We start from the raw sequence: 13258 nt of genomic DNA on the forward strand, positions 1-13258 counted from the left end.
AAAGAAAAAGCCGGAGGGCGGGCCGTCCGGCTTTTGACTGCCGAGCTTGCTTCGGCAGTCTTTTTTTGTTTATCGTCGGCTGTCTTCTTTTGCTAGTCGTTAGCAGTCCTCTTTTGCCTATCGTTGGCAGTCTTCTTTTACTTATCGTTGGCGGTCTTCTTTTACTTATCGGTGGGGGACTACTTTGCTTAGGAAACAACCGGATGCTCTCATAGGAGGAGCTGCCTGAGCATTCGGAATCCACTTCTTTCTCCTTCGCGGTGAGGTTGAACAACCTCGGTTGACGCCGTGCTTCCCCTCGGTCCGTTCCTTCTCTCTTAACGTACTTGTGTTGAACACGATCGCAGCCTGCGAACGATAAATTTTGCGGCTAACGCGACCAACGAGAAATGTAACGGTTGCCACAGCGGCTATTTGCCCAAAAAAGACGGGTTTTGAATTCTAACGGTTGCCATTGAGCTTATTTCCGTTTTTTGGCTGGGTTGAGCAAGCTTTTTCTTCAAATAAGCCCCGTGGCAACCGTTACAACAAAAAAAGGGCGATTTTCGCCCAAATAAGCGCTGTGGCAACCGTTACACATGCCAATGTCTTCCGTCCCGTAGTTCCCCACCACTCCACCGTCCGAATCCCTACCACTCCACCGTTTGATCCAGCCCGGCCCAGTCCGCTTGCAGCAGCCCGAGCCGCCAAAGGGCGATGCCCTTCAGATCGTACCGCTTCGCTAGCCCCACCTTCGCGCCGATAGTAGAGGCGGTTTCGCTGTTTGCGTTGATGCCGAGAAGCAGCTTCTCCTTCGGAGCGTATTCCAGCGCAAGCCGGATCGCTTCGTCCACTTTCCCCAGCGGTTCGGGGGTTTTGGCGGCTCCGTAATCGTAAGCCATGAGGATGAGATGATCGGACACCGCAGCCAGTACCTTGTAATCGTAACCGGAGTAAGCGCCGTTCAGCGGGTGAACCGCCACGTTGAGCGTGAGTCCCGCCTCGCGCAGCTTACCGGACAGCGTTTTGACAAAGACGTTGTACCCTTCCCGCTCCTTGGCGATGTCGCCGCTAAGTCCAAGTCCTTCGAGGTCCAGGGTGACGCCGCTGAAGCCTTTTTCCTTTGCTGTATTGACGATCGCCTCAATCGTCCGGGCCTGAAGCGCGGGGTCCACCAGATTTTTGCTCAATTCGCCCTGCCCATCCACCGAATAAACCATCAGCGAGGTTTTGGTTCCGTCCCGCTCCGCCCCTTGCACGATGGATTCCGGCGTATCGTCTCCCGCCGCCTGCGGCCAGCGGTATTCCGAGCCGCTTGTCGTGAACTCGCCATTTCGCTCGATCCGGCTCCAGCCAAAGGCCGCCTCGTCAAAGCTCGGCAGAAGGCTCCGCTCGTCATAAGAAGAAAGCGCGTAAAACGCGAGCGTGTACATGTCTTTTTTCGGAGAGGTAATCGTGACGGTTTTCGTGGCTTGCGTCCAGGTGACCGCCGCGCCAAACTGCTGGCTAAAAAAGTTCAAAGGAATCAGCGTGCTGCCCTTTACCGCGGTCGGCGCCTGGACGAGCGTCACGGCTTTGCCGTCTACGAGAGCCTGTTTGCTGCCGAGGGTCAGCACCACCGTTTTTTTGCCTGCGGAGCTGGAACGAACGGCCGTAATCCGGCCGGGCTTCGGTTCCCATTTGATCGCGATCCCGAGCGCTTCGGCTATGGCCCGGAACGGAACCATGGTTGTCCCCCTCACGACCATCGGCTCTACCGGAAAAGGCAGCGGATACCCGTCCATCAGAATCGTAACCTTACTAGACGCGGCAGGCGCTGCCTGGACAGGCGCTGCCGCCGGAACAATGGCCGTCACTGCGATCGCGGCGGCCAGAATAAAACGTCCTATTTTCAACATGAAGCGGCCCCTCTCCCTCTCCCTATTAACTTTCCTTCCCAATAGACGGTTTTTCATCCGGCCGGGTTTCTATTTTTTCAGCCAGCAAACGCTTTGATGGAAGAAGAGAAAATACATAGAAACTATGGGTACGAGGTTTAATTATAGCAATTGATAAAAGCATTTTATCGATCCGGCGAGTATTCAATTAAGTCAGATAGCTTGCAGTTAAACGTGTCGCACAATTTAAAGAGGGTTTCCAGCTTTGTTGTTTCCATATTCACTTCCCGATAGAGCTTATTAATCGAATTTCGGCTTAATCCCGAACGGTAGTCATATAATGACTCTATAAAGTTATCAAGGGAGGCGTGTCCTGAATGATACATAGTTTGGAATCCGCAGTCGATCCGCTTGTTCGTATCCGTCTTGAAATGATCCTCCGCCATCTAAAAAACGGCAAATACGGACTTTACCCTTCAATTCAGGGAACGAGAAGAACACTTGGCTATCCTTAGGGAAACTTTGCCGGAACATTTAAAACATAATCTTTTCCTGTATGAAGACGCACACCTTACGGTTCAATCCATCCTAGACAAGAATATTTATCTGCAGGGTTTCCAGGATGCACTCTATCTTTTAGAGGAAATCCAGCAATCATCATACTAAAGTGGAAAGAATCCCTTTTCCCAGACAGTTCTATCCCATCAACGAGAAACCCTTTACAGAAAAAACGCAGCAAAAACTTGGCGCGCCTTCCAGCGCTTCGGTATACTGGCGTGGAGGAGAGTGACCGCCTTTTGAAGCCTAAAATGAACCGCTGGAGCTTCATGCAGCTGGAAAAAGACGCCCTTTGCGACGCCTGCTTCATCCCTCTGATACAGTCCTATAAGAAAAGAGCCGCCGAAGAGACGATCGAAAACGATGCGGCGATGAAGGAAGAATTTTTCGGGCGGTTGACGGACGGGCAGCGCGCTTTGTTTGCCTATCGTGTATACCATGATCATGCCGTCGAATCGCTCGCCGAGTTTTATTGGTGGAGCGCCTACTTCAGAGCCCAGCCGAAAACCTGGGCCGCCCTTAAAGCAGGAGCAAGCTATTTGGGAGCCGAAACGATGCGCCAGGTCTTGGTTGAAACGGAATCGCTCCTCGCCCGTATCCGACATCCCGCTCGTTTGGACGGATTCGCTGTTAGCCGTGAGGCTCTTTTTCAGAATCCGGAGCTTCTTGCTTCCGTAAGCTCTCTGCACGCCCGCTTTCTCGAAGCCGCTCCCTATACGGTGCAGTTGATCAACGACGCGATTCGAAAGCAGCCCGAGGATTTTCTGATTCTCGCGGACGACTAGCAAACGAATTCGACAACTTGAACGGGAGGGACGCTTTTTGAAATGGGGGACGGTGTTAGAAACCACGTACCGGCGTTTTCCGGGGCTGACGGTAAACGGCCTCCGCTTCTTCGCGCAAAACTGGAACCGGCCGCTTTCGCCGGAGGAATTGCGGGAGATTGCCGAGCGCCAGCGCAACCCGTTTCCGGCTGCTCACCCGCTTCACGCGCAGTACAAGCCGGGCGCGGTGACGTTTGCCATGGACGGGAGCGGAACCCACTACATCCGGGACATGCGCAGCACCCCGGAGAACGGAGAATACCCCATCCTCGTGTCCCAGCAGCCTCGGCTATGACGAGGCCGCCCGGATCGCGAACACGTTTCCCGAGCTCTGCCGGGGAACGGCGTCCGCCGAAGAGGTTCCTTACGGCTGACCCCCGCCGTCCGCCGCCAAAGGGGTGCCCTCGCCCCACAGCCGCGTCACGACCGACCCGAGTTCATGGAGAACCGGGTCGGTTTTCTTTTCCTGGAGATAGCCAAAATGCAGCGCGACCGAGAAATCGAGTCCTGTCCAGACCCCTACGCGCTTTTCCCGCGCCAAGCGCGTCGCGATCGGCTCCGCCAGAAGCGAGCAGCCCACCCCGTTCTGCACCAGCTCACCGATCAAAGCTTCGTCATCGACGTGGAGAATTTTTTGCGGGACCAGCCCCCGCCGCAGAAAATAATCCCTCGACTGACGGTAAAAAGGGCAGCCCTGCGTCGTCCAGATCCACGGTTTTTGCGCGAATGCCTCCAAGGTCGCTTCCCCGGAAACCGCCCAGCCCGCCGGATAAACGAGCGCCATCCGGAAGGAGGCCAGCGGAAGCCCGTGAATGGCCGGATCGGCGGATGGGCCGTAGTAAAAGCCCGCGTCCAGCTTGCCCGCCGCGGCGGCCGCCGGGAAATCCTCGCTTTTCGTCTCCAGCACGTGCAGCTCGACCTGCGGCAAAGATTCCCGCACAGCCGCAAAAAGCTCCCCGGCCCGCAGCAGTCCGCCGTCCGTGTTGAATCCGATGCGGACGGTTCGCTTCGTTTGCGCCCGCAAGGCGGCCGTTTTCCGCTCCAAGGCCTGGACGGCGGTCAAAACGGCTTGGGCTTCCCGGAGAAGCTCCGCGCCTTTTTCCGTCAGGACCATCCCTTTGGGCATCCGCTCAAAGAGCGGAAAACCCGCTTCCGCTTCCAGGGCCTTCAGATGAGCGCTGGCGGCGGGCTGGCTCGTATTCAGCATGGCGGCCGCTTCGGTGAGGTTGCCCGTTTGCGCAATCCCCGCGAAGGTTTTCAGGTGGTACAATTCCAAATGTTGCAGCCTCCTCTTTTGGCTGACGTGTGACGTGACCGATCCGGTTTTCAAATGGCGGCCATCCGAACTTGCGATTGGACGCCCCGCTCCCGGCGCGCTATAGTGACTCCAGCAAGCTGCGGCAAAGGAGCGGGAAAATGCCGGTTATCATCGCCATGTGTTTGTTTTCGTTGTCCATGTCCCTGTCGCCGGGGCCGGTAAACCTGACGATCCTTTCTTCCGGCGTCAACTACGGCTTCCGCCGGTCCATTCCGTTCGTATCCGGCGCCACCATCGGGTTTGCGGCTCTGCTGACGGCGGTCGGGCTCGGAATATCCGGTCTGGTGGCGCAGGTTCCGCTTTTCGACAGCCTTTTGCGATTTGCCGGAGCCGGTTATATGGGCTATATCGGCTGCAAGATTGCAGGATCCCGCCCGGAGCTCGCGGCAAAGGAGGAAGCCCGACCAGGGTACCGCCACGGGTTTTTGATGCAGTGGCTGAATCCGAAGGCCTGGATCGCCTGCCTGTCCGGCGTGACTGCCTTTGGCCTGAACGGCTCTTACGGGATGCTGTTCGTGTTCGTCGGCCTCTATTTTGTCATCTGCTATCTTTCTCTGGCCGCCTGGGCCCTGCTCGGCTCAAAGCTCCGTTTTCTCACCCAAGTAAAAAACGGCATCCGCGCGTTTAACCTCGTCATGGGCGGTTCGTTGGTCGCCGTAGCTTTTTATGTATGGGTGGCGGGCGGGTAAAAGATCGCCCCTCTGCCAGTTTTTAGGATGAGCCCATAAAAGTCAACGCTTCAACAAAAAAAATCCCCTCCTTGCCAGGCCGGGCGGGAGCGGCAGCGTGGAAGGGGGATAATTCGACAAAAGAAAAAAGCCCCCGCACCCCGTTCGATGCGAAAGCCTTCCCCCGGTCCCCGTTTATTCCGCCACCTTGATGATGACGTTTCCTTTTTTGCGTCCGGTTTCCACGTACCGGTGGGCGTCGGGGATTTGCTCCAGCGGATACGACCGGTCGATTACCGGCTTCAGCTTCCCCGCTTCCGTAAGCTCCCGGAGCGTGTCCAGATCCTCCGGCCGCACCTTCGCGATCCCTTGCCCGTCCACCGTCACAAAGCTCCCCTCCGGAGCCAGGGCTTTTCGCGCCACTGGCTTCGCAAGCTTTCCGACGGCGTCAAACAGGAGGTCATACCGTTCGCCGTGCGCCGTAAAATCTTCTTTTGTATAATCCACGACGCGGTCGGCGCCAAGAGCCTTCACCAGCTCCGCATTGGCGGCGCTGCACACCGCCGTTACCTCCGCTCCGTAATGCTTCGCCAGCTGAACCGCCGCCGTGCCGACCGAGCCGGAAGCACCGTAAACGAGCACTTTTTGCCCGCTCCGTATTTTTCCTTTCCGCAAAAAATACAGCGCCGACGTCCCGCCGAACGGAATCGCCGCTGCTTCCTCGTAGGTTGCGTTTGCGGGCTGGAGGGCCATAATCGCCTTCTCGGATAAACAAACGTATTCGGCATACGCGCCAAAGCCCATCCCGGTCAAGGCGTACACGCGGTCGCCTTTCTTGAACCGCTTCACCTGCTTGCCCGCCTGGACGACCTCGCCGGCAAGCTCAACGCCGAGGATCGGCTTTCTTGGCTTCGTAACCCCAAGCACCATGCGCATGGGGAGCCAGAACAGCGGCGGACTCCGAAAGCCCCGCACCCGCAAATCCCCCGCCGATACGGTGGTCGCGTGAATTTTGACCAGCACTTCGTTGTCTTTTGGCACCGGCTTGCGGACTTCCGCCAGCTTCAGCACCTCCGGCGGTCCGTATCCGGTGCACACCATCGCCCTCATGGGATTCCTCCTTAAATTCCTTCGCTGGGAATTCCTTTTTAATGTATCTATTCTTTTTTATTCCTAATAAGGTATAGTAATGATACCTGATTCCAATCGACTCAAAAGAACCTGCACCTTTGTCCATCCGGAATCACTTGTACTGGCCGAAAGGAAGCCGCCTGATGAAACAACGCTTGATCGTCCTTGGTATTCTTGTGCTTTTGATTGCATGTCCCGTTGTATACTATACGATTCCGCTGTCGGCCGGTACCGTTTTTCCGTATCAAAAGAGGCTGGATAAGATAACAATTTACATGATCATAGATAATGGAGAGCTTACAACGCCTTTTAAAGAAATAGATGATCCGAAACAGCTTGCCGATATCCTGACCCTGTTGAAAAAGGAAACGTATACCCGGCATTTTATGCCTGCCGATGTTCGCAACCATGGTGATTTCATCATGGCTTATGTGGCCTACCACGACCGGGATGGAAATTGGGCGGAATACCCCCTCGACATTAACGAGCATGGGGAAATTGCCAGCAACAAAAAGAAATACAAGGTCCGGGACGCGGACAGCCGGTTATTCGACCTGCTGCTGGATGAAGTCAGGCCCTACGCTCCATCCACCCCAAAATAAGCGCTTCATACTCCACAGGAGGGAAAAATGAAAAAACGAGCAAGAACAAGCGAGCATTTCCCCCCTTACTGGCACTCGGCGTTTTTGGGGTCCCTCTCATCTGGTATCTGGCATTGCCGGCTTACATTGTGGGAGAGCATCACCAGCTTATTGGTCCTCATGGGGAACTTTACGAGCCGGCCGTCGGGATGGTACGGCATTTTGAAAACGGTAAGATTAAGCAGGGGAAACTGATAGGCAAGATCACGAGAAAACATTATTTTATTGACTGGCCGACATTAGTCTGGAATACCCACTACGAGGATAATGATCAATTTCTGCTTTCGAACCCATCCGTCCATCCTTCGCAAATGAAAATGCCCTCTACTGCCCTCTTCCCCTTCGCTTCCCTCGTCCTATCCGTACAGCTCGCGGTACCGCTTTGGCGGAACGCCTTCCTCCCGGTGAAACACCTTGATAAAATAGCTCGGGTTCGCGAACCCCGACCGCCCCCCGATCTCCGCCACCGGCAGCCGCGTGGAAACGAGCAGCAGCTTGGCGCGAACCATCCGGCATTCGAGGAGAAAGCGCGCGGGCGTCTTGCCCATCGTCCGCCGGAAGACGCGCAAAAAATGAAAGGGACTTAAGCCCGAAAGCCGGGCCATCGTTTCCAGCGCCCATGGCTCCTCGCACCGGCTGTGAATCGTGTCGGCCACCGCACGCAGCGAGTGAAGCCTCGGCATCGGCGGCGCTTCCGTCAGCGTGCCGGAGTTGTGCTTAAGCTCGGCCAGCAGCTCGTAAAGCGCTGCGGAAATGCGCGGTTCCTGCCGGATTTCAAACGGCCCGCTCAGCGCAAAAAGCTCCTCGAACAGCTCCGCCAGCCGGTCCCCCCGGCCGTAGGTGAACAGCCAGCCGCGCGTCCGGTCCGCCTCCTGCAGCAGCGGGAACGGTCCCGCGACATGAAAATGAATCCACCGGACATCCCAGGGCCTTGCCGGATCGGAGCCGTACTGCTGATACGCACAGGGCGGGAACAAAAAACCCGTTCCGGCCGGAAGCTCGACCTTTTTCCCCTCCTGAAACACATATCCTTCGCCGCCAAACACCAGATGCAGGTTGTAGGTCTGCAAAAGCCCCTCCTCCCGCCGCTCCATATGCTGCGGAAAATCGGTGTACCGCCCGAGGATTTCCGGGTAGCACACGTAATCGGGCCGCGACGGCGGCGGCAGGTAAAAATGCTGCTTCACAGGCGTTCCCCCTTCGGCCGCAAGATCGTTATATCATCGCAAGATCGTTCGATTTACAGGCGCTTTTCCCGATTTTACAATGAAAATGGAGCAAACGGAACGCAATTTTTTTACATTGTTTCTCCGCAGATTGAGAACGAAAGGAGCGGACAAGGCCGTCTGGGCCTGCCGTTCCGTCTTTATTATGATGACCGGGAGGCTGTCCGAATGCAAAACGCGCAAGCGCAAACCGTCCAGCTCGGCGTTTGTTATTACCCTGAGCATTGGCCGGAGGCGATGTGGGATGACGATTTTCGGAGAATGAAGGAGCTGGGGCTGTCGATTGTCCGGATGGGTGAGTTTGCCTGGACCATTTTCGAGCCGGAGGAGGGGCGTTACGAGTTCGGTTTGTTCGACCGAGCGCTGGACTTGGCGCACAAGCACGGGCTTCAGGTGATTTTCGGAACGCCGACCGCCACGCCGCCTGCCTGGCTGACCGATCGCTACCCCGAGTCGCTCAACGTGACGTACGACGGCATGACGCTGCGCCACGGACTGCGCCAGCACACCAACCACACCAGCCCGAAATTCCGCGAGCTCTGCGTGCGGATCGTGGAGCAATTGGCTGCTCATTACGCGGAGCACCCCGCCATCGTCGGCTGGCAGATCGACAATGAGCTGAACTGCGAAATCGGCGTGTTTTATGCGGAGTCCGACCACCGGGCGTTCCGCGAATGGCTGCGGGCCAAATACGGCACGCTGGACAAGCTGAACGAGGCTTGGGGCGCGGTGTTCTGGAGCCAGACGTATACGGAGTGGGAGCAGATTTATCTGCCCCGGCCGACCGCTTCGGCCCATCAGCCGAATCCGCATCAGGCCCTGGATGAAAAGCGGTTTATTTCCGACACGACGATCGCGTTTGCGGGCCTTCAGGCAGAGGTGATCCGGCGTCTTGCGCCGAAGCACTGGATCACGACCAACGGGCTGTTCGGACACCTCGACAGCCACCGGCTGACGGACGAGCACCTGGATTTGTTCAGCTACGATTCGTATCCGCAGTTTTCGACCATCGGCGACGATAAAGAACCCGCGCCGCTCCGCGACCGCAGCTGGAGCTTGACGCTCTCCGCGGTGCGCTCCATCCGCCCGAATTTTTGCATCATGGAGCAGCAGGCCGGGCCGGGCGGCTGGGTAGGCCGGATGAACATGCCATCGCCGAAGCCGGGGCAAATGCGGCTGTGGACTTACCAGTCGATTGCCCACGGCGCGGATCGGGTGCTCTATTTCCGCTGGCGGACGGCCACTTTCGGCAACGAGATTTACTGGCACGGCCTGAACGACTACCACAACCGCCCGAACCGTCGGGTTCGCGAGGCTGGAGGGATTGGCGCGGAGCTTGCCGCCGTTGGCGGCAAAATTGCCGGCACACGCAACCGGGCCGCCGTTGCGATCGTCCGCGATTACGACAACGAGTGGGATGGCGAATACGATGTGTGGCATGGGCCGTTCCAGTGGAAAAGCAGCCGGAACTGGTTCAAGGCACTGACGCGGCGGCACATCCCGAACGACATGCTTTATCTGCGCACCGGGACGACGCTGGACGAGCTGCTGCGTTACGAGGCGCTGGTCTATCCGCATCCGGCGATCATGCGGGAGGAAACCGCCGCGCTGTTGGAAGCGTACGTGCAGCAGGGCGGAAAGCTGGTGCTCGGCTGCCGGACCGGCTACAAAGACGAGCGCGGGCACTGCCGCATGGCGCCTTTTCCGGGCGCGGCCGCAAAGCTCGCCGGCATCAGCGTGGAGGAGTTCACGATGGTGAACGGCACGCGGGAGGCCACGTTTGTGCGGTGGGCGGATGACGGAGTCCAAGCCGAGCTTTGCCAGGCCGACGATTTCAACGATATTCTGGCCGTGGAGTCGGATAGCGTTGACGTAATGGCCGTTTACGAATCCGACTACTACGCCGGAAAACCGGCGCTCACCCGCAACCGTTTCGGCAAAGGCGAGGTGTGGTACTACGGCGCCGTGTTCAACGAGGAAGCGGCGGGCCGGATGATCCCGCTTCTCGGTCTTGCTTCTCCGGCCGCCGATTGGCTGGAGCTCTCGCCCGAGGTGGAGCTGCAAATCCGCGAGGGCGAAGCGGGCCGGTTCGTGTTCCTGCTCAACTACGCCGAGCAGCCCGCTGCCATCCGGGTAAGCCGCCCGGATACCGTTGATTTGTTGAGCGGCGACACGCTTTACGGCGACGTGACGATCCCCGGCTTCGGCGTGCTGATTCTGTCCGCATAAAATTGCAGAAGGTGATGGGGCTTCCTCTCAACGAATAGCAAAAATGGCCCGGCTCCATCGCAACGAATAGCAAAAGCGGCTCGGCTCCCTCTCAACGAATAGCAAAAAAAAGCGGCTCCTCCCGGTTACTTATCCGGGGGAGCCGCTTTTTGAGCGTAAGGTGGGGGCAGGAGTGCCGTTTTTCCGTTTGGAAGGTTTGCTTGGTTTGCTTGGTTTGCTTGGTTTGCTTGGTTTGCTTGGTTCGGATGTTCCGCGATGTTCCGCGATGTTCCGCGATGTTCCGCGATGTTCCGCACGTTCCACAATGCTCTGGTTGATCCGCACCTTCTCACGCATGCTTATTGCATGATCGCAGGTAGCTTGTTTCGAAAAACACCCGTTGGATTCGTCCAAAAAATTCTAACGGTTGCCACGGAGCTTATTCGGGCTAAAAACGCCCTTTTCCAATTCTAACGGTTGCCACAGCGGCTATTTGAGGAAAAATGGACTAAAACAGGCGCAAAACACGATCATAAGCTCTGTGGCAACCGTTACAATCTGAGACTACCCGATTTTGCCCAAATAAGCTCTCTGGCAACCGTTAGCCGCTCCCGCCAATTTGTTTATGATCAACTGGACTCTAAAAAACTTCGGAAGCCTTCGCCGGTCACCTGCCGCATTTTTCCCGGTACTTTCCCGGCACTATTTCGGCGGAGAGCAACTTTCGTATCCGCTTGTTTAAACTAACTATACTAGCACCTGCGTCTACACTTGCCTCTTCTTTCGCGCTCATCTCGCCGCCGGACCGCTCGCCAGCTCCGGCACAGCGGCCGCCCCCGCCACGCTCATCCCGCCGCCGTACCGCTCGCCAGCTCCGGCACAGCGGCTCGCCTCCCCCACGCTCATCCCGCCGCCGTACCGCTCGCCAGCTCCGGTACAGCGGCCGCCTCCGCCGCATCGCGGTCGACAAGCGCGTACCGCTCCCACCGCCGGCTCTTCCAGCGGAAAAACATAATCACGGCCCGTGTCCACTCGTCCGCCGCGATGGCAAGCCAGACGCCCGCGACGCCCATGTCGAGCACAAACACCAGCAAATACCCGAGCGGCACGCTCATGCCGAGCATCGACAGCATGCCGATCCAGACCGGGTATTTTGCGTCGCCGGTCGCCCGGAGCGAGTTGATCAGGACGATGTTCACCGTCCGCCCCGTCTCCAGCACAAAGCTCAGCAGGAGAAGCTGCGTCGCCAGTCCCACAACCTCCGGGTCGTCCGTAAAGACGCGCACCAGAGGCTCCCGCAGCAAAACAACCACCCCGATCATCACCAGCGTCGCCGCGCTGGCGTACCGGGTACTTTTCCACACCTGATGATACGCCTCATCGCTCCGGTTCGCGCCCACCAGCCGTCCGACGATGATCGACGTTCCCATGCCGATGGCAAACGCAAACAGATAGATGAACATCGAGATGTTCGAGGCGTACTGGCGTGCAGCCAGCGAGGATTCCCCGAGATACGTGACATAGTACAGAAAAACAATCTGGCAGGACTGATAAATAATCTGCTCAAAAGCCGACGGAAGCCCGATTTTCAGAATCTGGGCGATCCGCTCCCGTGCCAATTGGACGTAATAAACGAGCTTTGGCTTGATCTCCATGACGCGGTACAGCATCCAGAAAAAGACGACAAGCGCCAGCCCCCGGCTCACCACGGTCGAAATGGCCGCCCCTTCCACGCCCAGACGGGGGAAGCCGAAGTTCCCGAAAATCAGCACGTAATTCAGAAAAAGGTGAAACACATTCATCCCGAGCGACACATACATCGACTCTTTGGTAAAGCCATGAACGCGGATCAGCGCGGACAGTGAGTTTATGATCGCCTGGATAAAAAGCCCCCCGCCGACGATCGCCAGGTAGCTCTGCGCATAAACGTATATATCGCCGCTCAGGTTCAGCGTGCGCAGCATCGGGCCGTTAAACAGCAAAAACGCCGTCCCCATCACAAGTCCGACCATCAGATTCAGGGTAATGGCGGTAGCGGCGATTTTTGCCGCATCCAGCGCTTTGCGGGAGCCCAGGTATTGCGCTACCACGATCGAAGCGCCGTTGCCCACAACCTCCAGGATCAGAATGGCAATGTGCAAATACTGATTGGCCGCCCCCACACCCGCAACCGCGTTGTCGGAAATCGCGCTCAGCATAAATGTGTCGGATATGCCAAGCAGCATAAACAACGCCAGCTCGAGAAAAATGGGCCAGGTCAACCGGAATAAGTTAAATTCGCGTGCGGAAGTCATGCTGTCACCTGCTCTTTCGGTCATCATTCAAACAAACAAAACGAATGATAGCACTGAAAGCGCTTCGCATACTACTGTCCAAAATATATTTTTTTCGCGAACGCCCCTATTGTTTCCAGACCAGCATCAAAAGGCGGTGCAGCAGATAAACAGCGGCGAAAAGGACAAACAAACGGCGATATCCCGCGGCAAAAAGCGCCGAAGCCGCCAGCCCGAAAACCACAAACTCCAATAACAAGGCGGCCGGGATAGACGGCCGGAATCGCGCCTTCGGTGACAGAACCGCGGCCCAGAAAACCGACAGGACGAGCGGTCCGCCCAAGCCGAGCACGAAGCGGCCGATCCGGCCGTCGCCGGTTTGGAAGCCCCATATGCCAAGCGCGGTCAGGGCTCCCAGCTCCAAGAGGAAGCGCACGACCAAATTGCCTGATTTCATAAAAGCGATCATGACAGTCTCCACTTCTTTTTCCCGGCTTTTTCCCGACGTTCCCGCCTTGATTAGAAACATCTCACACGCGCATCCTCCCATTCTTC

The 13258-nt window shown here is 57.2% G+C and carries 11 protein-coding genes and 1 pseudogene; 5 read left to right on the top strand and 7 right to left on the bottom strand.

Annotated elements, in window-relative coordinates; all coding sequences use genetic code 11:
- Positions 1 to 629: 629 nt before the first annotated feature.
- Together AC6I6H_RS14020 and AC6I6H_RS14025 are read right to left on the bottom strand one after the other, a co-directional pair.
- Positions 630 to 1877 carry a stalk domain-containing protein gene (locus AC6I6H_RS14020; protein WP_497954489.1) on the bottom strand — a complete coding sequence of 416 codons (1248 nt, stop codon included), beginning with the start codon at positions 1875 to 1877 and terminating at the stop codon, positions 630 to 632.
- Positions 1878 to 2041: 164 nt separating this feature from the next.
- A pseudogene (locus tag AC6I6H_RS14025) lies at positions 2042 to 2185 on the bottom strand (helix-turn-helix domain-containing protein); the annotation flags it as partial.
- Between the two features lie 468 nt (positions 2186 to 2653).
- Between AC6I6H_RS14025 and AC6I6H_RS14030 the strand changes: the two are divergent.
- A complete protein-coding gene (locus AC6I6H_RS14030) occupies positions 2654 to 3199 on the top strand; it encodes a hypothetical protein (protein WP_497954490.1) in 546 nt (181 codons plus the stop codon).
- Between the two features lie 37 nt (positions 3200 to 3236).
- Positions 3237 to 3533, top strand: coding sequence for a hypothetical protein (locus AC6I6H_RS14035; protein ID WP_497954491.1), 297 nt, complete (start codon positions 3237 to 3239; stop codon positions 3531 to 3533).
- A gap of 69 nt (positions 3534 to 3602) precedes the next feature.
- On the opposite strand, the gene AC6I6H_RS14040 is transcribed toward AC6I6H_RS14035, so the two are convergent.
- Positions 3603 to 4514: a LysR family transcriptional regulator gene (locus AC6I6H_RS14040; RefSeq protein ID WP_497954492.1), complete on the bottom strand. Its 912-nt coding sequence runs from the start codon at positions 4512 to 4514 to the stop codon at positions 3603 to 3605.
- A 140-nt stretch (positions 4515 to 4654) separates the two neighbouring features.
- Here AC6I6H_RS14040 and AC6I6H_RS14045 point away from each other — a divergent pair, with 140 nt between their 5' ends.
- Entirely contained in the window at positions 4655 to 5245 is a 591-nt protein-coding gene (locus AC6I6H_RS14045; RefSeq protein ID WP_497954493.1) for a LysE family translocator, read from the top strand.
- 174 nt (positions 5246 to 5419) lie between these two features.
- Here AC6I6H_RS14045 and AC6I6H_RS14050 read toward each other — a convergent pair whose 3' ends face one another.
- A complete protein-coding gene (locus AC6I6H_RS14050; RefSeq protein ID WP_497954494.1) occupies positions 5420 to 6334 on the bottom strand; it encodes an NAD(P)-dependent alcohol dehydrogenase in 915 nt (304 codons plus the stop codon).
- 164 nt (positions 6335 to 6498) lie between these two features.
- Here AC6I6H_RS14050 and AC6I6H_RS14055 point away from each other — a divergent pair, with 164 nt between their 5' ends.
- Positions 6499 to 6957 (top strand): hypothetical protein, encoded by a 459-nt coding sequence (locus AC6I6H_RS14055; protein ID WP_497954495.1) that lies wholly within the window; start codon positions 6499 to 6501, stop codon positions 6955 to 6957.
- Positions 6958 to 7352: 395 nt separating this feature from the next.
- Here AC6I6H_RS14055 and AC6I6H_RS14060 read toward each other — a convergent pair whose 3' ends face one another.
- Positions 7353 to 8183 carry a helix-turn-helix transcriptional regulator gene (locus AC6I6H_RS14060; protein WP_497954496.1) on the bottom strand — a complete coding sequence of 277 codons (831 nt, stop codon included), beginning with the start codon at positions 8181 to 8183 and terminating at the stop codon, positions 7353 to 7355.
- Between the two features lie 207 nt (positions 8184 to 8390).
- On the opposite strand from AC6I6H_RS14060, the gene AC6I6H_RS14065 reads away from it, so the two are divergent.
- Entirely contained in the window at positions 8391 to 10451 is a 2061-nt protein-coding gene (locus AC6I6H_RS14065) for a beta-galactosidase (RefSeq protein WP_497954497.1), read from the top strand.
- A gap of 881 nt (positions 10452 to 11332) precedes the next feature.
- Here AC6I6H_RS14065 and AC6I6H_RS14070 read toward each other — a convergent pair.
- Positions 11333 to 12724 carry an MATE family efflux transporter gene (locus AC6I6H_RS14070; protein ID WP_497954498.1) on the bottom strand — a complete coding sequence of 464 codons (1392 nt, stop codon included), beginning with the start codon at positions 12722 to 12724 and terminating at the stop codon, positions 11333 to 11335.
- Positions 12725 to 12830: 106 nt separating this feature from the next.
- On the bottom strand, positions 12831 to 13232 hold the full coding sequence (locus AC6I6H_RS14075; RefSeq protein WP_497954499.1) for a YrdB family protein: 402 nt from the start codon (positions 13230 to 13232) through the stop codon (positions 12831 to 12833).
- Positions 13233 to 13258 lie beyond the last annotated feature (26 nt).

This window comes from Gorillibacterium sp. sgz306347 (assembly GCF_059735245.1).

Excerpts from the sequence above, each read along its gene's own strand:
- AC6I6H_RS14020 (WP_497954489.1), bottom strand. The coding sequence starts at position 1,877 with ATGTTGAAAATAGGACGTTTTATTCTGGCCGCCGCGATCGCAGTGACG.
- AC6I6H_RS14045 (WP_497954493.1), top strand. The coding sequence starts at position 4,655 with ATGCCGGTTATCATCGCCATGTGTTTGTTTTCGTTGTCCATGTCCCTG.
- AC6I6H_RS14050 (WP_497954494.1), bottom strand. The coding sequence starts at position 6,334 with ATGAGGGCGATGGTGTGCACCGGATACGGACCGCCGGAGGTGCTGAAG.
- AC6I6H_RS14055 (WP_497954495.1), top strand. The coding sequence starts at position 6,499 with ATGAAACAACGCTTGATCGTCCTTGGTATTCTTGTGCTTTTGATTGCA.
- AC6I6H_RS14065 (WP_497954497.1), top strand. The coding sequence starts at position 8,391 with ATGCAAAACGCGCAAGCGCAAACCGTCCAGCTCGGCGTTTGTTATTAC.
- AC6I6H_RS14070 (WP_497954498.1), bottom strand. The coding sequence starts at position 12,724 with ATGACTTCCGCACGCGAATTTAACTTATTCCGGTTGACCTGGCCCATT.
- AC6I6H_RS14075 (WP_497954499.1), bottom strand. The coding sequence starts at position 13,232 with ATGTTTCTAATCAAGGCGGGAACGTCGGGAAAAAGCCGGGAAAAAGAA.